22 protein-coding genes are annotated in these 20,106 nt (G+C 60.0%); 12 read left to right on the forward strand and 10 right to left on the reverse strand.

The features are described 5' to 3' along the window. Positions 1-10: 10 nt before the first annotated feature. Positions 11-959, reverse strand: a protein-coding gene (locus GA0061103_RS11585; RefSeq protein ID WP_092711274.1) for an IS630 family transposase whose coding sequence is annotated in 2 segments (ribosomal slippage) — positions 11-622 and positions 624-959 — 948 coding nt in all. Because the reading frame shifts where the segments join, the coding sequence is not laid out codon by codon here. Positions 960-1,223: 264 nt separating this feature from the next. Here GA0061103_RS11585 and GA0061103_RS11590 point away from each other — a divergent pair. Then, on the forward strand, positions 1,224-1,508 hold the full coding sequence (locus tag GA0061103_RS11590) for a GIY-YIG nuclease family protein (protein WP_092711277.1): 285 nt from the start codon (positions 1,224-1,226) through the stop codon (positions 1,506-1,508). Here the strand turns inward: GA0061103_RS11590 and GA0061103_RS11595 are convergent. Then, positions 1,488-1,850: a winged helix-turn-helix transcriptional regulator gene (locus GA0061103_RS11595; protein ID WP_092711280.1), complete on the reverse strand. Its 363-nt coding sequence runs from the start codon at positions 1,848-1,850 to the stop codon at positions 1,488-1,490. The two genes, GA0061103_RS11590 and GA0061103_RS11595, sit on opposite strands and share 21 nt — an antisense overlap. Before the next feature lie 150 nt (positions 1,851-2,000). Between GA0061103_RS11595 and gstA the strand changes: the two genes are divergently transcribed. Next, positions 2,001-2,636, forward strand: coding sequence for a glutathione transferase GstA (gene gstA, locus GA0061103_RS11600; protein ID WP_092711282.1), 636 nt, complete (start codon positions 2,001-2,003; stop codon positions 2,634-2,636). Positions 2,637-2,769: 133 nt separating this feature from the next. On the opposite strand, the gene GA0061103_RS11605 is transcribed toward gstA, so the two are convergent. Then, entirely contained in the window at positions 2,770-3,507 is a 738-nt protein-coding gene (locus GA0061103_RS11605) for an SDR family oxidoreductase (protein ID WP_092711284.1), read from the reverse strand. 145 nt (positions 3,508-3,652) lie between these two features. Here GA0061103_RS11605 and GA0061103_RS11610 point away from each other — a divergent pair, with 145 nt between their 5' ends. From GA0061103_RS11610 to GA0061103_RS11625, 4 genes are all read left to right on the forward strand, one after another. Next, entirely contained in the window at positions 3,653-4,267 is a 615-nt protein-coding gene (locus GA0061103_RS11610; protein ID WP_092711286.1) for a TetR/AcrR family transcriptional regulator, read from the forward strand. Positions 4,268-4,549: 282 nt separating this feature from the next. Then, a complete protein-coding gene (locus GA0061103_RS11615) occupies positions 4,550-5,833 on the forward strand; it encodes a sugar MFS transporter (RefSeq protein ID WP_092711288.1) in 1,284 nt (427 codons plus the stop codon). 111 nt (positions 5,834-5,944) lie between these two features. Next, complete coding sequence (gene pncA / locus GA0061103_RS11620; RefSeq protein WP_092711290.1) at positions 5,945-6,568, forward strand: bifunctional nicotinamidase/pyrazinamidase; 624 nt, start codon at positions 5,945-5,947, stop codon at positions 6,566-6,568. An 81-nt stretch (positions 6,569-6,649) separates the two neighbouring features. Beyond that, complete coding sequence (locus GA0061103_RS11625) at positions 6,650-7,735, forward strand: glycosyltransferase family 4 protein (RefSeq protein ID WP_092711292.1); 1,086 nt, start codon at positions 6,650-6,652, stop codon at positions 7,733-7,735. A gap of 6 nt (positions 7,736-7,741) precedes the next feature. Here GA0061103_RS11625 and GA0061103_RS11630 read toward each other — a convergent pair whose 3' ends face one another. Both GA0061103_RS11630 and gcvA read right to left on the reverse strand, forming a co-directional pair. Then, positions 7,742-9,139, reverse strand: coding sequence for a polysaccharide biosynthesis protein (locus GA0061103_RS11630; RefSeq protein WP_092712748.1), 1,398 nt, complete (start codon positions 9,137-9,139; stop codon positions 7,742-7,744). A 111-nt stretch (positions 9,140-9,250) separates the two neighbouring features. Continuing rightward, positions 9,251-10,141, reverse strand: coding sequence for a transcriptional regulator GcvA (gene gcvA, locus GA0061103_RS11635; protein ID WP_092711294.1), 891 nt, complete (start codon positions 10,139-10,141; stop codon positions 9,251-9,253). Between the two features lie 124 nt (positions 10,142-10,265). Between gcvA and GA0061103_RS11640 the strand changes: the two genes are divergently transcribed. From GA0061103_RS11640 to panB, 3 genes are all read left to right on the forward strand, one after another. Further along, complete coding sequence (locus GA0061103_RS11640) at positions 10,266-10,970, forward strand: SDR family oxidoreductase (RefSeq protein ID WP_092711296.1); 705 nt, start codon at positions 10,266-10,268, stop codon at positions 10,968-10,970. 264 nt (positions 10,971-11,234) lie between these two features. Further along, positions 11,235-12,110, forward strand: coding sequence for a pantoate--beta-alanine ligase (gene panC, locus GA0061103_RS11645; protein WP_092711298.1), 876 nt, complete (start codon positions 11,235-11,237; stop codon positions 12,108-12,110). A 1-nt stretch (position 12,111) separates the two neighbouring features. Next, entirely contained in the window at positions 12,112-12,933 is an 822-nt protein-coding gene (gene panB, locus GA0061103_RS11650; protein ID WP_092711300.1) for a 3-methyl-2-oxobutanoate hydroxymethyltransferase, read from the forward strand. 7 nt (positions 12,934-12,940) lie between these two features. Here the strand turns inward: panB and GA0061103_RS11655 are convergent, their stop codons facing one another. Next, positions 12,941-13,192 carry a DUF2164 domain-containing protein gene (locus GA0061103_RS11655; RefSeq protein WP_092711302.1) on the reverse strand — a complete coding sequence of 84 codons (252 nt, stop codon included), beginning with the start codon at positions 13,190-13,192 and terminating at the stop codon, positions 12,941-12,943. A 236-nt stretch (positions 13,193-13,428) separates the two neighbouring features. On the opposite strand from GA0061103_RS11655, the gene GA0061103_RS11660 reads away from it, so the two are divergent. Next, the gene (locus GA0061103_RS11660) at positions 13,429-14,151 is read left to right on the forward strand and encodes an AzlC family ABC transporter permease (protein ID WP_092711304.1); all 723 of its coding nucleotides are present in this window, start codon (positions 13,429-13,431) and stop codon (positions 14,149-14,151) included. Between the two features lie 2 nt (positions 14,152-14,153). After that, on the forward strand, positions 14,154-14,465 hold the full coding sequence (locus tag GA0061103_RS11665) for an AzlD family protein (protein WP_092711306.1): 312 nt from the start codon (positions 14,154-14,156) through the stop codon (positions 14,463-14,465). A 48-nt stretch (positions 14,466-14,513) separates the two neighbouring features. Here GA0061103_RS11665 and GA0061103_RS11670 read toward each other — a convergent pair whose 3' ends face one another. Then, positions 14,514-16,349 carry an aminopeptidase P family protein gene (locus GA0061103_RS11670; RefSeq protein ID WP_092711308.1) on the reverse strand — a complete coding sequence of 612 codons (1,836 nt, stop codon included), beginning with the start codon at positions 16,347-16,349 and terminating at the stop codon, positions 14,514-14,516. 342 nt (positions 16,350-16,691) lie between these two features. On the opposite strand from GA0061103_RS11670, the gene GA0061103_RS35035 reads away from it, so the two are divergent. Continuing rightward, positions 16,692-16,832 carry a hypothetical protein gene (locus tag GA0061103_RS35035; protein WP_167376577.1) on the forward strand — a complete coding sequence of 47 codons (141 nt, stop codon included), beginning with the start codon at positions 16,692-16,694 and terminating at the stop codon, positions 16,830-16,832. A gap of 199 nt (positions 16,833-17,031) precedes the next feature. On the opposite strand, the gene GA0061103_RS11675 is transcribed toward GA0061103_RS35035, so the two are convergent. From GA0061103_RS11675 to GA0061103_RS11685, 3 genes are read right to left on the reverse strand one after another with little or no spacing between them, the layout of a single operon-like run. Continuing rightward, positions 17,032-17,910 carry a 50S ribosomal protein L11 methyltransferase gene (locus tag GA0061103_RS11675; RefSeq protein WP_092711309.1) on the reverse strand — a complete coding sequence of 293 codons (879 nt, stop codon included), beginning with the start codon at positions 17,908-17,910 and terminating at the stop codon, positions 17,032-17,034. Positions 17,911-17,930: 20 nt separating this feature from the next. Then, positions 17,931-19,079 (reverse strand): FAD-dependent oxidoreductase, encoded by a 1,149-nt coding sequence (locus GA0061103_RS11680; protein ID WP_092711311.1) that lies wholly within the window; start codon positions 19,077-19,079, stop codon positions 17,931-17,933. Positions 19,080-19,086: 7 nt separating this feature from the next. Continuing rightward, positions 19,087-19,689: an SCO family protein gene (locus GA0061103_RS11685; RefSeq protein WP_092711313.1), complete on the reverse strand. Its 603-nt coding sequence runs from the start codon at positions 19,687-19,689 to the stop codon at positions 19,087-19,089. Positions 19,690-20,106: the final 417 nt, after the last annotated feature.

The following is a 20,106-nucleotide window of genomic DNA, read 5'->3' on the forward strand; positions in this document are numbered from 1 at the left end:
CTAGAGCGTTTCATATTTTGTTTGAAGCGTATCCAGCATTGACAATGTAACTGGCGCACTCGTGTGGACCGATTGTCTGGACGAGTGAGCCGAGATATCGCCAGGTGTCTTCGATGGTGCGTGTTTGTGCTTTTCGCATCCAATGTTTGATCTTGGCGAAAGCCTGTTCGATTGGATTGAGGTCTGGTGAATAGGGCGGCAGAAACCAGAGCCTTGCGCCGGCGGCCTTGATCAACTGGCGTATCTGCCTGGATTTGTGGCTGCCCAGATTGTCCATGATGACGATGTCGCCTGGTCGCAGCGTCGGGACGAGTTGTTGCTCGACATAGGCCTTGAAGCATTGGCCATTGATCGGGCCGTCGAAGACGCAGGGTGCGGTGAGACAATCGGCCCGTAGCGCGCCGACGAAGGTCAATGTGCGCCAATGGCCATGCGGAGCAAAACCACGCAGGCGCTTACCCTTAACACCCCAGCCGTACAGCGGAGCCATATTGGTTTTAATCCAGGTTTCGTCGATGAACACGAGCCTTCGAGGATCAAGTCGCGTCTGCCATGACTGCCAGCGCTTGCGCCGACGGACGATGTCAGTGCGCGCCTGCTCAAGGGCAAACATCGTTTTTTTTGAAGCGCAGTCCCTCGCGGCGCAGGAAACGCCAAACGGCGTCATGTGAGACGATGACGCCTCTCACCGCCAGTTCGTCCTTGAGGCCGTGCAGGCTGATCTGCGGGGTCTGTGCAATCCGCTCGGCAATGAAAGCGCGATGCGGTTCCAAAAGGCGTTTGCGATGCCCTCCCATCTGACCGGGCGCGACGGAACCGCTGCGGCGATACCGCTGCGACCACTTCACAACAGATGAGACCGAGACACCAAACCGCGCCGCCACCGAGCGGCAGCTCTCTCCCGCCACAACAGCACCAACCACACGTTCACGCAGATCATTCGAAAGAGGTGCGACCATCAATGCTGACCTCCTCTCAGCCAGCATCTTGAATCACATTCGACACCAAAAGGGAATCCACGATTCAAACAAAATCAGAAACGCTCTAGTATGCTTAAACATCAAGGCCTGTGCTTGGATCCTCGGGTCAAGCCCGAGGATGACGGAGCGTGAGGTATGCTGTCGGTGGCAAACGAGAGCGCGAGCATTATGATCCGACACAATAAATGATCATCCGCAATCTCACCTCTTGACGACCATCCTCGCCACCATCATCCTACACGCATGGGTGGCTATACCTACATCATCACCAACCACAAACGAGGCACTTTGTACATCGGCGTCACAGCCGATATAGAGCGCCGCATCTACGAACATCGTGAAGGTCTGACGCCCGGCTTTGCATGGAAATACGGCTGCACACGGCTCGTCTGGTATGAAGACCACGCCGACATTACTTCAGCCATACAAAGGGAAAAATCCCTGAAGCGCTGGTATCGCCAGTGGAAGATCGAGCTGATCGAAAAGACAAATCCGGACTGGCGGGATCTATATTACGAGCTCTGGTGAGGCCTCACGCTCTTCAACCTTCTGCGCATCTCGATCCTTGAGCCACAGCCCAAATTCCTTGACCACGGCCACCACCTTCTCCAACCGTCTCCCATCCTCGGTCAGCGAATACTCAACCTTCACGGGAACCGTCGGATAGACCGTCCGCCTGATAAGGCCGGCCTCCTCCAGCGCCCGCAGATCGAGCGTCAGCATCCTCTGAGAAATCCCCGGCATCAGTCGCCGCAACCCGTTGAAGCGTTGTGGTCCATCCACCAGATAGGACACGATCAGCAACCGCCAGCGGCCTCCCAGCAAATGCATCGCCTCCTCGACGGAGCAGCCAGTTACGGTCTTTTTCATCGCGCATACCTCATGCGCATCGCGGTATAATTTTTGTACCTAGATGTCAAACTTTTCCGTTCTTACTATTCTATACCAATGGGACTACATGGTTCAGCGACAGCCTTTCCAAGCGAAAGCTGGCACCGGAAAATACCATGGAGACCCCCAGTGAAACTCTACTATCTGCCCGCAAGCTGCTCGCTCTCGCCCCATATCGTCATCAACGAGCTCGGCCTGGACGTGGACCTCATCAAGGTCGATCACACCAGCCACAAGACCGAAACCGGGCTGGATTTTTACGGCATCAACCCGCATGGCTATGTCCCGTTGCTCGAGCTTGCCGACGGCAATCTTTTGCGTGAGGGGCCGGCCATCGTCCAATATCTGGCGGATCTGAAGCCCGAGGCTCGACTGGCCGCGCCTGCCGGCACGATGGAGCGCTACAGGCTACAGGAAATGCTCGGCTTCCTGTCGACGGAAATCCATAAGGGCTTCATTCCGCTCCTTTATGCGCGGCTGGCGGGAAACTATGTCGAGACAGCTCGGCCGAAGCTCGAAAAGCGATTTCAGTGGATCGACACGCATCTTGCCGATCGCGCATTCCTGATGGGCGACAACTTTACGGTTGCCGACGCCTATCTGTTTGCGCTGACGGGATGGGGCCAGGCTCCGTGGCTGAAATCCTATTACAAGGCCGGCATCCATTTCGATGGGCTGCGTAATCTCGAAGCCTGGTATGGCCGCATGAGGCAGCGCGACGCCGTCCGGAAATCCATTGCCGAGGAAGGATTGGCTTTCGACTAAGCCTCGCAACGCAGCAACGGGAAATCCACCGCGAGACACTGCCGGTCTCACGGTGGCACCATTCGGTATCGCGCTATTCCCGGCGATAGCGGATCATGCCGCTATGAAGACTTCTGCGACTCGCTGCCTTATCTCAATTGCGCCCGCCATTTGCCCTGATGATCTGGCCGTTGACCCAGCCGCTCTGCGGCCCGGCCAGAAACGATACGATCTGGGCGATATCCTCCGGCAGCCCAAGGCGACCAAGCGGAATGTCGTTGACCAGCCGCTGGATCAGCGCCTCGGACCGCCCCTTGAACAGCAGCTCCGTAGCAATCGGCCCCGGCGCGACGGCATTGACGGTGACGCCGCGCGGGCCGAGTTCCTTGGCGAGAATATGCGTCATCGCCTCCACCGCCGCCTTCGTCGCGGCATAGACGCCGTTGCCGGGAGAATAGTGGCCGATGATGCTCGTGGAGAGGTTGATGATGCGGCCGCCATCGCGCACCCGTCTTGCCCCCTCTCTCATCCCATTGAAGGTGCCCGTCAGGTTGACCGCGACCTGCTGCTGAAAATCCTCATCCGAAACCTCGGCCATAGATGAGAACTTGCTGATGCCGGCATTGTTGACCAGCACATCGACCTTTCCGAACTCCGCCTCGGCGTGATCGAATAATGCCGTCACGGCTTGGGCATCGGAGACATCGGCGCGGACCGCAAGCGCTCGGCCGCCCGCCGTTGTAATGCCGGCGACAACAGCAGCGGCCTCTTCCGAACTCGACGCGTAGTTTACGACAGTCTGAAAGCCGTCGGCGGCAAGCTGCCTCGCAATGGCCGCCCCGATGCCCTTGGATGCACCGGTGACAATTGCGGTCTTGATTTCGTTGGACATGCGTCATTCTCCTTGTCGTTCGCACACACGCTCTCGGCCATGCCTGGGGGCTCAATCCCGGCATGTCGTTGAAACGCTTGTTTCATTGGGTCGTGAACTGTAATATGAGCGATAATTCGCTTTTTGCTACTCGCATTCCAGGAACATGTCCGAAAGCCCGCTCCGCAGCCGCGCTGCCCCGAGAAAAGCGCCAAGACAGGCCCGTTCGCTCGCAACCGTCGAGGCGATCGTCGAGGCTGCAGCTCGCATTTTGGAGGAGCGCGGCCATGAAGCCTTCTCCACCAACGCCGTCGCGGAGAAGGCCGGCGTCAGCGTCGGCTCGCTCTATCAGTACTTTCCGCGCAAGGATGCGTTGATCGGCGCTTTGATCCTGCGCGAAACTTCCCGTCTCGTCGACGAGGCGGAAATCGCCGCCGGCAAACCTACCGGCAGCGAGGCCCTGTCGGCGCTCATCCTCCCTTGCGTCGAGCAGCAGCTTCGCCGGCCCGCGCTCGCCCGCTTGCTCGATTTCGAGGAGGCGCGGTTGCCGCTCGATGCCGCCACCGAAGCGGTCAAAAGGCGATTCCTAGAGCTTACGCGCGCAACCCTGCTGCGATCGGATTTGCCGCGGCAGGCCGATATCGATGTGGCGAGCCGCGACGTGGTCGCGATCATCAAGGGAATGGTCGATGCCGCCGGCGAACATGGCGACCAGGATAGAAACCAGCTGGCTCTGCGCGTGAAACGCGCCGTTCTTGGCTATTTGCACAGCCTCGACTGACGTCCGCAGCCTGCCCCAATCGCGTGTGCAGCCCAAAAGCCGGAAGGCATGGCTAGACATTCCGTCCTTGCAAGCGATTGCATTGCAGCATTGCAGAATACGCATACCTAGCAAGCTACCAATGATAATCCAATCGATTATATCGATTGAAGCGGCTTCGGGGTCCCGCGTTTCCCGCGGGCATTTCGGCAAGCCGCTGCCAGTCCTTCTTCCGGCCCGTTCGGGCTTTTACGCCCGGGTCGCTATCGAAGCCTGGCAACAACAAGAACCGAGGATAAAAAAGTGGCTGGCTCAGCAACAAGCTCTGCGCCCACCAGCGCGCGTGCATCCGCACACCATGGCCAGGGCAATTACCAATTCGCGCTTATCGCACTCACCTCACTCTTTTTCATGTGGGGCTTCATTACCTGCCTAAACGACATTCTGGTCCCGCACCTGAAGAGCGTCTTTCAGCTCAATTACACCCAGGCGATGCTCATTCAGCTCTGCTTTTTCGGCGCATACTTCATCGTATCGCTGCCGGCCGGCGCGCTCGTGAAGCGCATCACCTATAAATGGGGCATTGTCGTCGGCCTCGCGATCGCGGCCGTTGGCTGCGCCCTGTTCATTCCGGCCGCCAGCTATCGCGTCTATGCCCTTTTTCTGGGTGCGCTCTTCGTGCTCGCCACCGGCATCACGATCCTGCAGGTCGCCGCCAACCCCTATGTCACCGTCTTGGGACCGCCGGATACCGCCGCCAGCCGCCTGAACTTGACACAAGCCTTCAATTCACTCGGCACGACGATAGCTCCCTACTTCGGCGCGATGTTGATCCTGTCTGCCGCGACCGTTGCTGCCGCCAACGCGACCCCAGAGCAACTCGATGCGATGCGTCTTGCCGAAGCAGGCGCGGTCAAGTTCCCCTATCTGCTTCTCGCTGCAGCCTTGCTGTTGCTTGCCGCCATCTTCGCGGCGCTGAAGCTTCCCGAAGTCGAAGACGAGGAAACCGTCGAGCCGATGCGCGGCGGCGGTTCCGCCTGGCAGTATCGCCATCTCGTGCTCGGCGCTGTCGGCATCTTTCTCTATGTCGGCGCTGAAGTCAGCGTTGGCAGTTTCCTTGTCAACTTCCTGAGCCAGCCCGATATCGCCCATCTCTCCGAGGCCGATGCTGCTCATTACGTCTCGTACTTCTGGGGTGGCGCCATGATAGGCCGCTTCATCGGCTCGGCAATCATGCGGCATATCGATGACGGCAAGGCGCTCGCCTTCAACGCCGCGGTCGCCATCGTGCTGCTGGTGGTGACTGTGCTGACAACGGGCCATGTCGCCATGTGGTCGATACTGGCCATCGGCCTCTTCAACTCCATCATGTTCCCGACGATCTTCAGCCTGGCGCTGCATGGCCTCGGCAAATATACGAGCCAGGGCTCGGGCATTCTGTGCCTCGCCATTGTCGGCGGCGCCATCCTGCCTGTCATCCAGGGCGGTCTTGCCGACACGATCGGCATTCACCTTGCCTTCCTCATGCCGATCATCTGCTACCTCTACATCGCCTTTTATGGCCTCAAGGGCCACAAGCCGGCGTAAGCCTTTGCAAACCATCGCGCCTCGCCGGCTTTATCGGCGGGGCGCAAGGGGCTTGATCCGAAGCGCGCCGCTTGGCATCGTGCAGCGCAACAAAACGGAAGGACAGGCCTCATGAAAGCGCTGCTGCTCATCGACATCCAGAACGGCTTCTGCCCCGGCGGCAACCTTCCGGTTCCCGAGGGAGACCAGGTGGTACCCGTTGCCAACCGGCTCATAGACAGCGGCCAATACGACCTCATCATCGCATCGCAGGACTGGCATCCCGCCGGCCACGGCAGCTTCGCCTCCGCCCATCCCGGCAAGAAACCCTTCGAAATCGGCATGCTCTCGGGGAAACCGCAAATGATGTGGCCTGACCATTGCGTCCAGAATACCGAAGACGCCGCCTTCCATCCCGACCTCCATATGGCCGCCGTCGATTTCATCCAGCAAAAGGGCCAGAATCCCGCCGTCGACAGCTATTCCGCCTTCCGCGACAACGACCAGGCCGCCCTTACCGGACTGGCGGCCTATCTGCGTAACAAAGGCGTCACCGAACTCGACCTTTGCGGACTGGCAACCGATTATTGCGTCAAGTTCTCAGCCCTCGATGCCGCGGAAATGCTACCCGGCGTCAGCGTCCGCTTCATCGAGGATGCAAGCCGTGGCATCGATCCTGCCGGCGTCAAATCGGCAATCGACGACATGCGAGCCCGTGGCGTCGCCATTGTCAGCAGCAAAGACGCGCTTGCCTAAAATCGCGCGAACCGAGCTAAACCTTCTCTAAACAAAATGGTGCAACCTGTACCCGATCAATGAAATATCGGGATCTCCAGCGTGCAGTCGATTGTCATCAACGGGCGTTTTCTCGGCCAGCCCCTGTCGGGCGTGCAGCGCTTCGCGCGCGAGCTCACTTTGGCACTCGACCGCAGGATCTCCGCAGGCACGCTGCCCGCCTCGCTGAAGGGATTGCGCTGGCGTCTGGCCGTGCCGCTGAATACGCCCGTCGATATCAAGCTTTCCTCCATCGAAATCGACAGTTTCGGCTCCGGCCCCGGTCACGTCTGGGAACAGACATCGCTGCTTTCGCATTCGCGCGGCAGCCGCCTGATCGGCTTCGGCGGCAGCGGCCCGCTTCTGCACCGCCGCCAGGCCGTCGTCATCCATGACGTCACGATCTTCCGCCACCCGCAATCCTTCAAGCGCAGCTACCGCCTGCTGCACGGCGCGCTTGGTACGGTGCTGACGCGCACCGCCAAGATCGGCACTGTCTCCGAATTCTCGCGGCAGGAGCTCGCCTCGGTGTTCCGGGTTCCATCAGCCGGCATCGACGTCGTCTACAATGCCGTCGATCATTACGCCGCCATCGAGCCGGATGAGGCCGTCATGCAACGGCTTGGCCTGAAGACGAACGGCTTCTTCCTGCTCGTCGGGACGATGAAACCGAACAAGAACCTCGATTTCGCGATCCGCGCCTTCGAGGCGCTCAAGGATGACAATCAGAAGCTCGTGGTCGTCGGCGGCTCCGCGCCGACCGTCTTCAAATCGGATAACCAGCAATCGAACGACAGCCTACTCTTTCCGGGCCGGCTCAGCGACGCCGAGATCGTCGCCCTGGAGCGTCACGCAACAGCCTTCGTCTTCCCGAGCCTTTACGAGGGATTCGGTATCCCGCCGCTGGAAGCGATGACCCAGGGCTGCCCGGTGCTTGCGGCCGATATTCCTGCCGTGCGCGAGGCATCAGGCGATGCCGCGCTCTACTTCGATCCCTTCCGGCAGGACGAACTTGTCTCCGCCATGCGAAGGATCGCGACGGACGAGGCGTTGCGCCAGGATCTGCGCCGACGCGGCCATGAGAACGTTACACGCTTCTCCTGGGACGGCAGCGCCGATCGCGTCTTGTCTATCCTGAAAGATCTCTAGGAGATTTCAGGACCGGGACTGCGGCCGGAACATCGTGACGAAGTAGCTATAGAGGCCGAGCATGCAGAAGAGCGCGCCCCCAACAACGCCCACAGCCACCGATATCCAGAGCGAATAGCCAAAACCGGCCGTTGCCAGCACCGGCAGAGCCAGCCCGATGGTCGACAGGACGACGGGCGGCCAGACGAAATCAAAGGCAAGAGACATCATCACCTTGACGCCGATCGTCATGGCGCATAGCGCGCCAATCATGCCGCCGGCCATGAGGGCAGCATCGCCGAAGGAACCGAGATAGCCGCCGATGAGCGTACCCGCATTCAGCAGCACGCAATCCAGCACCGCGAGCACGAAGATCGTCAACAGCCGGTGCTGTAGATGCGCGGGAGTGGGCATCATGTTGGCCGTCAGCGCGCGGCATGTCGCAAGGCCGATGACGAAGGGGGCGACGGCAAGAAACTCCTTGCGCAAACCAGCGGCGATGACCAATTGCCCAACCGGCTGCAATAGCGCGAAAATGCCGGCGGCGGTCATCAGCGTCAGACCGGTCAGCAGCGAATAATATTCGCCAAGCTGCTTGGCAAAGGCAGGCGTCCGCCCATCGCGATCATAGGTCGTGACGACATCGGGATATTGAATGGCCTGCAGGGCAGAAACGATCAGGACGAAGGGTCTCTGCAGCAGATCAAGCGCAAGAAGCGCGCCGGCAGCGCCGCCCGCTCCCAGCGTAGCCGTAAGGATCGATTTCAGTCCCAACGGCGTCAGCATGCCAATAACAGAGGCGCTCGCGGCAACGCTGCCATAGACGAAATGCTTGCGTACCAGCGCCTTCTCGAAGGAAGCTGCCTCGTGAAGACTGTTGCGGGTCAGAAATGCGGCAAGGAGCCCATAGGCAAGATAGCCGGCCATCAGACCGATGACGGTACATGTGAAATTCGGAGCAACGGCAGCGCCCGCAAGCGTACCGATTGCCAAAATGGTGGCCCGCGAACCCTGCAACCGCGAAAAGACGCGAAACTCCTGACGGAAGCGCAGCATGGTAAGATGCAGGTCGCTGCCGCCCTGGAAGATCGCAACCAGGCCGCCAAGCAAGGCAATCTCTGCCGAGACAGAAAAGAAGATCGAGGCGGAAGCGGCGATCAGGCAAATCGCCGAGCACGCCGCAAATTCCACAGTGAGCGCCTTGCGCTCCAGAGCCTCGCTTCCAGGCGCCTGCCCCGGATAAAAGCGGCTGCAGGCAAAACGAACCCATTCGAAACAGAAAATCGCCGCGAACTGGCTGATCGAGATGAACAGCGAATAGGCCGCGTAATCCGCTGGAGCGAGCAGATGTGCAACGGCGATCAGCAGCCCGAAAGCCACCGCCGCCTGATAGAAATATGCAGCCAACGCCACGATCTTTGCCATGGCGGCAGCTAACAGCAAAAGATTGAGGAAAGCGCTAATCTCAGGGAGCGAAGTGGAGCCGACACCAAAACCACGGCCCAAAATGCCGGCAGCGTCATGACATCATGCCGATCACTTCCGTCTCACCTCCTCGCTCATCCAGGCAATCACCGTCTCGAGGGCAGAGGACTTCCGATAACGCGGCCAGACGAGATAAAAGTCGGAAGGACCGCTTAGCGATCCCTCAATTATCTGCGTCAGCCGGCCTTCCGCCAGATCACGCACGACGAAATCGCGGTTCGCAAGCACGATGCCCTGTCCAGCGATAGCGGCCTCGATCGCATGCGAAGTCTGATTGAAACTGATCCCTTTGTAGGATGCCTGCGAAGCCCGCCCAAGATGCCTGTCGATAAACTCGGGCCAGGAATTATGAGCATCGTGAAGAAGCACGTAGTCCTCCAGCTCCTCCGGTGTCTTTGGCGGCTTCCGATCATGCAGCAGCACAGGGCTGCAAACGGCAATGATCTCCTGCTCGAAGAGCAGCTCTGCAACAAGTCCCGGTCCAAAGGGTGGCCGGCCATAACGGACAGCAAGGTCCACTCCATCCGCCTGGAAGCTCGATACGCGTTCTGTCGCGAGAATGTGGAGATCGAGATCGGGGTGACGGGCTGTAAAATCCGGCAGGCGCGGGATCAGCCATTTCGATGCGAATGTCGGCGTGGTGCTGATGGTAAGCCTGACAGGTTGCGGGCTGAGGTCACCCGTCGCGCGGGCGATGATTTCAAAGGCACGCCTGATGTCGGCAATATAGCCTCGCCCCTCGCCGGTCAGAGCCAAGGCCCGCGGCATCCGCTCGAACAGTTTTACGCCGAGCTCAGCTTCCAGCCCGCGGACTTGCTGGGCGACAGCACCCTGCGTAACTCCGAGCTCTTCGGCAGCCAGCCGGAAGCTGCAATGGCGCGCAGCGACCTCGAACGCCTTCAGGGCATTCAGAGAGGGAAGTTTACCCGGTGAACCATTCATGCGATAGTTTTTCTACTGATAGACAAGAGTTTAGATGCTTGGCTCTCGCGCGAAGAAGATGATATTTCATCGGCGGATTTAGGGCAATCGATCTTGCGGGAACCGGACGAGGAAGGAAGCACGAATGTCGATAGAAAAAGTGGCTGTTATCACCGCGGGCGGCAGCGGTATGGGCGCAGCAAGCGCCAGGCGCCTTGCCGCCGATGGCTTCCATGTCGCCATCCTCTCTTCCTCCGGAAAGGGCGAGGCTATCGCTCAGGAACTCGGCGGCATCGGCGTTACCGGCTCCAACCAGTCCAATGATGACCTGAAGCGTCTGGTCGATGCGGCGATGGAAAAGTGGGGACGGATCGATGCGCTCGTCAACAGCGCCGGCCATGGTCCGCGCGCTCCGATCCTCGATATCACGGACGAGCAATGGCACACCGGCCTCGACGTCTATCTGATGAACGTCATTCGCCCGGTCCGCCTCGTCGCTCCCATCATGCAGAGACAGAAGTCCGGCGCCATCGTCAACATCTCCACTGCCTGGGCCTTCGAACCGTCAGCGATGTTCCCGACCTCAGCCGTATTCCGGGCCGGCCTCGCCTCCTATACGAAGATCTTTGCCGACACCTATGCCGCCGACAATGTGCGGATGAACAACGTCCTGCCCGGCTGGATCGACAGCCTGCCGGCGACAGAAGAACGCCGCGACAGCGTGCCCATGGGGCGCTACGGCACCAGCGCCGAGATCGCCGCCACCGTGGCCTTCCTCACCTCAGACGGCGCCGGTTACATCACAGGCCAGAATCTCAAGGTCGATGGCGGATTGACCCGCTCGGTCTAGTCCTTAAAAAAACAACGCCATCCCGTTTTCGCTCTCTCGAGTACCGCTTGGGAGAGTGATTTCGTTTGGAGTATGGCGGCGACAGGCAAATCGTCCTCGCCGAGCCTGCCGCCAAGGGTTACGACCTCGCAGGCTGAGAGCGAAACCGTCGCCGGTAGCGTAGGCGAATTGCCTTTTTGCACTGCACACGTTAGAAGTCCCGCCAATTTTGAGGGATGGAAGCGGGCAATACGGAAGCGGCATTGCTTGCGGAGGAGTGACACGATGGAGATCGTCCACACGATAGCCGTCCTGCGCGAACGGCTTGGCGAACACCGCAAAGCCGGCAGGAAAATCGGCCTGGTGCCTACCATGGGTTACCTGCATGCCGGCCATATGGAACTGGTCTCCCGCGCCAAGGCCGAGAACGACGTCGTCGTCACCTCGATCTTCGTCAATCCGTTGCAGTTCGGCGCCAACGAGGATCTGGCGAAATATCCACGCGATCTCGACCGCGACAGCGCCATGCTGCGAGACGCCGGCGTCAATTTTCTCTTCGCACCCGGCGTCATCGATATGTATCCGCGCCCGATGGAAACGGTGGTCGATGTGCCGAAGCTCGGGGCGGAGCTGGAAGGTGCGGTTCGCCCGGGACACTTCGCCGGCGTTGCCACCGTCGTTACCAAGCTCTTCAATATCGTCCAGCCCGACCGCGCCTATTTCGGAGAGAAGGATTACCAGCAGGTGGCGATCATCCGCCGCATGGTCGAGGATCTCGCGCAGCCCGTTCGTGTCGTGCCAGTACCGACCGTCCGCGATGCCGATGGCTTGGCGCTCTCTTCGCGCAACGTCTATCTCTCGCGGGAAGAGCGTGCCGCCGCCGTCATCGTTCCAAAGGCACTGGCGGAAGCCGAAAGGCTCTACGATCTCGGCGCGGATGACCCCGCCATACTCGAAGAAGCGCTGCACGCCTTCATCGGTGAGGAACCGCTTGCGACCGTGGAAGTCGCCGCCGTTCGCCATCCTGAAACGCTGGAGCCGCTGACCAAACTGCAGGGACAGCCGATCCTCATTGCATTGTTCGTTCGCATCGGCACCACCCGCTTGCTCGACAACCGCGTCATCGGCCGCAGGCCATCCGCCAAAGAAAGGACAGCCTGAGATGAGCACCGTCGGACAGACCAAACGCGTGACGACCGCCGCCATCGAGGCGATGAAGGGCACGCGCCCGATCGTCAGCCTGACCGCCTATACGACGCCGATCGCCCGCCTGCTCGATCCGCATTGCGACCTGCTCCTCGTCGGCGATTCCCTCGGTATGGTGCTCTACGGCATGGAGACGACCGTCGGCGTCACGCTGGAAATGATGATCGCGCATGGCCAGGCGGTCATGCGTGGTGCAAAACATGCCTGCATCATCGTCGACATGCCCTTCGGCTCCTACCAGGAATCGAAGGAACAAGCCTTTCGCAATGCCGCCCGCATCCTGAAGGAAACCGGCTGCGACGGCGTGAAGCTGGAAGGCGGGGAAGAGATGGCCGAAACCGTGGCCTTCCTCACGCGTCGCGGCATTCCGGTCTTCGGCCATGTCGGTCTCATGCCCCAGCAGGTCAATACCACCGGCGGCTATCGCACACTCGGCCGCTCGGACAAGGAGGCCCAGAAGGTCCGGCAGGATGCCAAGGCTATAGAGGGGGCCGGTGCCTTCGCGCTCCTGGTCGAGGGTACTGTCGAACCGCTTGCCCGCGAGATCACCACCGCCGTAGCCATCCCCACCATTGGTATCGGAGCATCACCCGCCTGCGACGGGCAGATCCTTGTTTCCGATGACATGCTTGGTCTCTTCAGCGATTTCAAACCTCGCTTCGTCAAGCACTTTGCAGAGCTGGCGCCCGTGGTTTCGAAGGCAACGGAAGCCTATGCCGAGGAAGTGAAGGCCCGCACCTTCCCCGCTGCAGAGCACACCTTTCAGCCCAGAAAATAAGCTCCTATCAGCCCTTGGCGGGCTCCTTCTCCAGCAGATAGATCGCCTCGCCGAAATCCTCCATCTTGCTTACCAATGCGGCATGGGCATCCCGCAGGCCCTGATTGTAATAGTAAGGGCCAATCTCGGATGTGAAGAAGTCGAGCAGGAATTCGGCAGGCAACGTGCCGAGTGCCTGGTCGAGCTCGTCGGAGAAATAGCGCTGAAGGCGGGCGACGATGGCAGCCTTCTCCTCCTTCGTAAAGGTGATTTTCTTCATCTTCACCGTCTCCCATTTTACAAGCGCACCCAAGGACCTGGATCAAGGAAATCAATTGATCCATCAAGGAAATTCAATTGCTGGTTCTACGGGTACGGCTTACACCTCCCGCCATTGAACAGCGCGGCAGCAAATGCGCAAGGGGTACAATCATCGTTGTTTCCATGCGGAATGTGCGCCCTCGACACGGCAACCGGGCGAAAGCGCCAGATTTTCCATGAAGGACAGAGCGGACCATGAGTCGCGCGGATTTTCTTGAAGGCTTGAAGGGCGGCATTCCCGTCGGCCTTGCGGCAGCGCCATTCGGCGCCCTTTTTGGTGCGCTGGCACGAGATCAGGGCATGTCGCTCGGCGAATTGACCCTGATGAGCGGCACGGTCTATGCCGGCGCCAGCCAGATGGTGGGGCTGGACCTCTTCGGTCACAATGTTCAGGCTTGGCTCATCGTGCTGTCGATCCTGGCGGTGAACTTTCGCCATGTGCTCTATTCAGCGGCGATCGCGCGCTACATCAGGCACTTTTCCGCAGTGGAGAAATTCTTCACCTTCTTCCTGCTGGTCGACCCGCAATTTGCGGAGACGATCAAGCGCCACGAAAGCGGCAAGCCCGTAACTTTCGCCTGGTACATCGGCTTTGCGGCGATGATCTATGTTCCCTGGGTGATCATTAGCCTGATAGGTGGCCTTCTCGGCAGCCTGATCGGCGATCCCAAAGCCATCGGTCTCGATATCCTGCTGCCGATCTATTTCCTCGGCATCGTCATGGGCTTCCGCAAGCGTGACAACTTTCTGCCTGTTGTCGCCGCCAGCGCCGTGGCATCGGCCATTGCGCATCGTTACGTCGGCTCGCCCTGGCATGTCAGCATCGGCGCGCTGGCCGGCGTCGCCCTTGCGGCGGTGCTGCCGCCGGTGAAGGCGAACCGCAAGCCCGACGTCGCTCACGAAAGTCACGAGGTCTGACCATGCTCGATTTCAATTCGCACATGGTCCTGCTCATCGCGGCCGCAGCCGTGGTGACCTTCCTGACGCGTATCGGCGGTTATATTCTCATCGTCAAAATGACCCGCATTCCGCCGCGGGTCGAAGCCGCGCTGAATGCCGTGCCCGCCGCCGTGCTCACAACCCTCGTCGCACCCGCCTTCTTCATCGGCGGCTGGGATATCAAGGTGGCAATGCTGGCGGCCCTTCTCGTCGGCCTGCGCTATCCCTCGACCTTTATGCTGGTTGCCGGCTGGATCGTCGTCATGGCATGGCGCCATTCCATCGGCGCTTGAGGCAGTAAAAGACCCCACCCCGCTTAGACAGGATGGGGTCTGTGTTTCTCAATGGCTGAGCGCAAGCGTGGCATTTTCCAGCCAGGCCCGGATATCGTGATCATGGATCAGCGGCATCAGGGCCTCGCGCGTCCGCACGTGATATTCGTTCAGCCAATGCAGCTCCTCATGCGTCAGTAGCTCGACGAGGACCAGGCTGCGATCGATCGGGCAGAAGGTCAGCGTTTCGAAGCCCAGCATCGGCATGTCGCCACCCTCGATTTCCTCAGGATCGCGAATGTAGATCAGGTTCTCGATACGGATACCGAAATGACCCGGGCGATAATAGCCTGGTTCGTTGGACAGGATCATGCCGGGAAGCAGCTCCTGCACGGCGAGCCGGGCGATGCGCTGCGGGCCTTCATGGACGGACAAATAGGAGCCGACGCCATGGCCCGTGCCATGGGCGAAATCGACGCCTGCCTTCCAGAGCGCGATGCGCGCCAGCGGATCGAGATCGCAGCCGCGGGTCCCCTTCGGAAAACGCGCCGTGCTGATGGCGATCATCCCCTTCAGGACAAGCGTGAAGAGGCGCTTTTGCTCTTCGGAGACGGCACCGATACCGATAGTTCGCGTAATATCAGTCGTACCGTTGATGTATTGCGCGCCTGAATCGATCAGGAACAACTCGCCGGCCTGGATCAGCCGGTCGCTCTCCGTCGTCACGCGATAGTGCATGATGGCCGCATGCTCGCCGGCACCGGAGATCGTGTCGAAGGAGATGTCCTTCAGCGGGTTCTGCATGCTTTCGCCGACGCGGGCGCGGCAGGCTTCCAACCGCTTGGCGGCGGCAATCTCCGTCACCGTGCCCGGCTTGCTCGTCTCGAGCCAATAAAGGAATTCGACCATGGCGGCGCCGTCCTGCAGATGAGCGGCGGCCGATCCATTGATTTCAGCGGCATTCTTGCAGGCTCGCGGCAGCTTGGCGGGGTCATTACCCTCGACGACCTCGCCGCCCTCTCGACGGATGATGTCGGTCAAGGCGTAGGAAGCGAGATCCGGATCGACCAGAATGCGCGCACCATTTGCCGCCGCCGCCCCAAGGCGCTTGACGAGCTCGGACGGCGGCAGCTGCTTGCAGATCTGCGTCAGATAGGCCTCCGCCTCGACCTTGGTCTTGCGCTTGTCGAGGAAGAGCTCGGCCTCGCCTTCCGCATAGATGATCGCGCGCGCCAGTGGGTGCGGCGTATGCGGCACGTCGCTGCCGCGAATATTGAAGATCCAGGCGACCGAAGACGGATCGGTGATCAGGACGGCCTTGAGATTCTTTTCCTTGAGGCCAGCCGCGATTGCCGCCAGCTTGTCCCGCGCCAGGACGCCGGCCTGGCCGATATCCTGAATAATGACGCCGCCAAGCGGCTCGGCCGGGCGATCCGCCCAGAGCTTGTCGAGCGGATTGTGGGGCAAGAAGACGAGCTTGCCGTCGATCTCGGCCAGCGCCTTTTCCAGCCGCCGCACTTCGGCACCCGTATGCAGCCAGGGATCTACGCCAAGCCGGAAGCCCTTCTTCGCATGGCGCGGCAGCCAGAGATGCGGCGGTTCATTCACCAGATCGCCACCGGTGAAGACGCTGCGGTCTACTTGCTCTGCAAGCTGCGTCACATAGCGGCCATCCACAAAGACCACGGCCTGAGAGTGTGTGATAAGCGCAACACCGGCCGATCCCGTGAAGCCGGTCAGCCATGCCAGACGCTCCGAGCATTTGGGCACATACTCGCCCTGATACTCGTCGGCACGCGGCACGAGGAAGCCGTCAATGCCGAGATCACCGAAGGCGGCACGCAAACCGGTAACGCGCTCGCGACCGAATTGCGGTGTGGAAGTGACGTCGAAAGATTGAAACATGAGCTGATCCGAGGCTGGTGGAGAATCCGTGAAACCGAATGGTGCCAGTATGTTAGAGCATCATGATCGGAAGCGCGACGTGATTTTAGATCATCGAGACGATATGCGTAATAACGGCGGCGGCACACCACATGAGAGCGTTCTATCTCATCTCCGGCCGTTAACGAATCCGCCCATTTCGTGAGCATCACTGTCCGAATATGACAACTTCACGGCACGAAACATGCATATCACGCATAGCTCCCATGAAGCCGCCCCCCTGCCACATCGAAAAGCAAGTCGCTATATCCGGCACATCAAACGGGTTCACGAAGAACCAGCTCAAATTAAGGACTTAAGACAATGCCTATCTCTCGCTCCGCATATGTTAGCCCGGCGCTGGCTGGCGAGCGTCGCACCGTACGCCACTCCGTAGGCTCGCTTCGTCAGCTCGAAGTCGAAACCTCGAAGGCTATCGGCGCCAGCCGCGGCGGTCGCCGCTAAGAAGTTTAAGATCTACGCGTTCCAAGTCGGTCGCAATCCGGTTCTCCTCCTCCCTCTCGGATTATGATCAGGACGCTAGAGCCCGCTTGAGCACTCCTCCACACACGCTCGCGGGCAAGATCGGTGAAAACCGATCTCAAGGCGGTGCTTCGGCACCGCCTTTTTCGTTTCAGCAATTGCAGTTGCGGAGGTGAGCGGCTCAGGGCCGGTCGAGATGGATGGTGACCCAGCCGTTGCGCCAGATCGTGCGCACATGACGCAGGTTTGCGCCATTATAGGCGGCGAGAACTTTCCAGCGCTGCTCGGCAAGGATACCCGAAAGAATCACCGAACCGCCGGGTGCCAGATGCGCCACGAGCTGCGGCGCCATCTTGATGAGTGGGCGCGCCAGAATATTGGCGATGATCAGGTCGAACGGCCCGTGGCGGGAAAAAGCCGTGGAATGGAATCCCGGTGCCGTCTCCAGCGTGACACCCGAGGCGATGCCGTTGCTGCGGACATTCTCCTTCGCGACGCGGACGGCAATCGGATCGATATCCGTTGCCAGAACCGGAATGTTGCGCAGCTTGCGCACGGCGATCGCCAGCACGCCACTGCCCGTTCCGAGATCGAGCGCATTGCGCACGCGCCGGCTGGTAACGACCTTATCGATCGTTTCCAGGCAGCCTGCCGTCGTCCCATGATGACCGGTGCCAAAGGCCTGCCCGGCCTCGATCTCGATGGCGATATCGCTGGAACCGATCTTGTCGCGGTCATGCGAGCCATGCACGAGGAAGCGGCCGGCACGCACCGGCTTCAATCCTTCCAGCGACTTGGCGATCCAGTCAATATCGGGAAGCACTTCCTTTTGAATGGCGAGATCGGCGAAAGCTGGCTTCAGGAGCGCTTCGAAACGGCCACGGACCTCATCCTCATCTGCGGCATACAGATAGATCGACGCTTCCCAGACATTGTTCTTCTCATCGATCTCCGTCGTTGCGATCGGCAACTCTTCGTCTTCGAATATTGGTGTCATCAGGTCCAGGACCTGCTCGGCCTTTTTCTCGGTCGTCGTCACATAAAGGCGGATTTCACTCAACTCGTCGCTCTTTCTCGTTCTTATTCGGCCCAGTCGATCCAGGGCGGCTTCGGCGTATCATAGCCGGCCACACTCCGAAGCAATGTCCGGCGGATCGGGCCGAAACGCAACAATAGCGGCGCAAGGACATTACGCGCCGCAACTGCCAGCGGGCTTTGCATCGTCACCAATCGTGTCAGGCCATAGGTCTGCTTCAAAACCTGCTTCACGGCGGGAATTCTCAGGGCCGAATACTCCTGTTCGCGGCCTTCCGCAATGAGCCAGGCAAGCCAGCAGGCATCTTCGATGCCGAGATTCATGCCGCGAGCGCCGGCCGGCGAATGGATATGCGCGGCATCGCCTGCAAGAAAGACATTGCCCTTGGCCATCGGCTCGACATGACGGAAGTGGATACGGAACTGCGAGACCCAGGTCTTCTCCGAAACGGCAGCCGGATGCGCGATATGCTTTTCGAAATCCTCCAGCGTCGAGATATAGCGGATGACGTCGGCAGAGACCGGCAGGCGCACGATCATGCCGGGATCGAGGATCGAGACTTCGCCGTAACTGGTATCGACTGGAGCCGCATAACGAAAATCGGCGAGAAAGAAATAAGCCTCCAGCGCCTCGCCCGGGAAGCCGGCCCCGAGCGCCTTGCGAACGACCGAATGCGCGCCATCGGCACCAATCAAGATATCCGGCCGAACCACTTCCTGCGAACCATCGGCGCGACGCAGGACGACCTCCGGCCTCTGGAAATCGGCCAAGGCCTCTGCCACGACCGTCGTCCGCCATTCCGGTGCGATTCCATAGGCCGAAAGCGCCTCGATCAAGAGCCGTTCGGTATTGCCCTGCGACAAGGCGCGAATGGCACCGAAACGGCCCTTCACTTTTCGCGTATCCAGCCCGATGAGAATTTTCTCGCCTGAGCGGACCCGAAACTGCTCGATCGGTTGCGCGGCGGCGATGATGCGCTCCGCAACGCCGGAAGGAGACAGCAGCGTCAGCGTGCGGGCATTGACGCCAAGCGCCCGGCTTTCCTGCAGCGGCGTCGGACCAATGCCGTCATCGACGATGCGCGGCGAGAAGCCGCGACGGGCGAGCTCCAGAGCGGCGGCAAGGCCGACCGGTCCGGCCCCCACAATCAGGATGGATCTGGATTTTCCCTGTCCATCAATCCCCTCGCCCATGCAGGCCCTATCCCTTCTTGACCAGGTTCTCCAGCTTCTTCATCGCCACGTCCGGATCCTCCTCATAAGCGATGGTTCCGGCAAAGCGGCCCTGCGAATCCAGCAGGAAGACGGAAGCGGTGTGATCCATCGTATAGTCGCCATTCGGTTGCTTGTCGTCGACCGGCACTTTCTTGGCATAGACCCGGAAGCCCTTGACCATCTCCATCACCTTGGCGGGATCGCCGGAAATTCCGGTGATGCGCTTCGATACGTTGGAGACATATTGGTCCATGATGGCGGGCGTATCGCGCTCGGGATCAACAGTCACGAAATAGGCATTGAGCTTGCTGCCATCAGGATCGACCTTCTCCAGCCAGGCGTTCAGCTCGAACAGCGTCGTCGGGCAGACATCGGGGCAATGGGTATAACCGAAGAAAACGGCCGACGGCTTACCGCGAAATGCCTGGTCGCTGATCGGCTGGCCGCTCTGCGAAACGAGGGTAAAGGGCACGCCATAAGGCCCGGATGCCGCCACCTCGGGCGACTTGCCGCCGCCAAAGCTAAACCAGCCCAATAGTCCGGCCACGATCAACACGGCCACCCAAACTGCAATCCGCACGCTTCTCATGAATGCTATTCCTCACCGATACAGACGATCGCGCCGAAAGTGCAGTATCGCCCCCTAGCCGATGTAACGGCTCGAAGTGGAGGACGCAATTCAAGAAGATGTTCAGAGGAGGCCGAAATCGTCGCAGCATGCGGTTCGGGGGGCTTCCGAACCTTGATCATCCCATTTCGCCGCTCTTCTTCGGCCGAAGAGACAAAATCTGCATTCATGTTAAACCAATCCTAACCAGTCCGCGCCAACATCTGCAGCAAAGGTCGAATTCCACTTCGCTCGCCGCCCGAAAGCGCGGCAAACCTCTTTATTCCAGAAGGGCATGACGCCCGCCGGAACGCCAGGCGTATCTTTCGCCGAAGCACCGGACGCTGCCGCTGCCCAAGCCGCTCCAGCCGATCTCTCTTTTCAATCGCGAGCGTCGCT

The organism is Martinezella multihospitum, assembly GCF_900094585.1.
In the GTDB taxonomy this organism is placed as follows: domain Bacteria; phylum Pseudomonadota; class Alphaproteobacteria; order Rhizobiales; family Rhizobiaceae; genus Rhizobium; species Rhizobium multihospitium.

Coding starts and splice junctions, on each gene's coding strand:
- GA0061103_RS11590 (WP_092711277.1), top strand. CDS start 1,224: ATGGGTGGCTATACCTACATCATCACCAACCACAAACGAGGCACTTTG.
- GA0061103_RS11595 (WP_092711280.1), bottom strand. CDS start 1,850: ATGAAAAAGACCGTAACTGGCTGCTCCGTCGAGGAGGCGATGCATTTG.
- GA0061103_RS11605 (WP_092711284.1), bottom strand. CDS start 3,507: ATGTCCAACGAAATCAAGACCGCAATTGTCACCGGTGCATCCAAGGGC.
- GA0061103_RS11610 (WP_092711286.1), top strand. CDS start 3,653: ATGTCCGAAAGCCCGCTCCGCAGCCGCGCTGCCCCGAGAAAAGCGCCA.
- pncA (WP_092711290.1), top strand. CDS start 5,945: ATGAAAGCGCTGCTGCTCATCGACATCCAGAACGGCTTCTGCCCCGGC.
- GA0061103_RS11630 (WP_092712748.1), bottom strand. CDS start 9,139: ATGGCAAAGATCGTGGCGTTGGCTGCATATTTCTATCAGGCGGCGGTG.
- gcvA (WP_092711294.1), bottom strand. CDS start 10,141: ATGAATGGTTCACCGGGTAAACTTCCCTCTCTGAATGCCCTGAAGGCG.
- GA0061103_RS11640 (WP_092711296.1), top strand. CDS start 10,266: ATGTCGATAGAAAAAGTGGCTGTTATCACCGCGGGCGGCAGCGGTATG.
- panC (WP_092711298.1), top strand. CDS start 11,235: ATGGAGATCGTCCACACGATAGCCGTCCTGCGCGAACGGCTTGGCGAA.
- panB (WP_092711300.1), top strand. CDS start 12,112: ATGAGCACCGTCGGACAGACCAAACGCGTGACGACCGCCGCCATCGAG.
- GA0061103_RS11655 (WP_092711302.1), bottom strand. CDS start 13,192: ATGAAGAAAATCACCTTTACGAAGGAGGAGAAGGCTGCCATCGTCGCC.
- GA0061103_RS11660 (WP_092711304.1), top strand. CDS start 13,429: ATGAGTCGCGCGGATTTTCTTGAAGGCTTGAAGGGCGGCATTCCCGTC.
- GA0061103_RS11665 (WP_092711306.1), top strand. CDS start 14,154: ATGCTCGATTTCAATTCGCACATGGTCCTGCTCATCGCGGCCGCAGCC.
- GA0061103_RS11670 (WP_092711308.1), bottom strand. CDS start 16,349: ATGTTTCAATCTTTCGACGTCACTTCCACACCGCAATTCGGTCGCGAG.
- GA0061103_RS35035 (WP_167376577.1), top strand. CDS start 16,692: ATGCCTATCTCTCGCTCCGCATATGTTAGCCCGGCGCTGGCTGGCGAG.
- GA0061103_RS11680 (WP_092711311.1), bottom strand. CDS start 19,079: ATGGGCGAGGGGATTGATGGACAGGGAAAATCCAGATCCATCCTGATT.
- GA0061103_RS11685 (WP_092711313.1), bottom strand. CDS start 19,689: ATGAGAAGCGTGCGGATTGCAGTTTGGGTGGCCGTGTTGATCGTGGCC.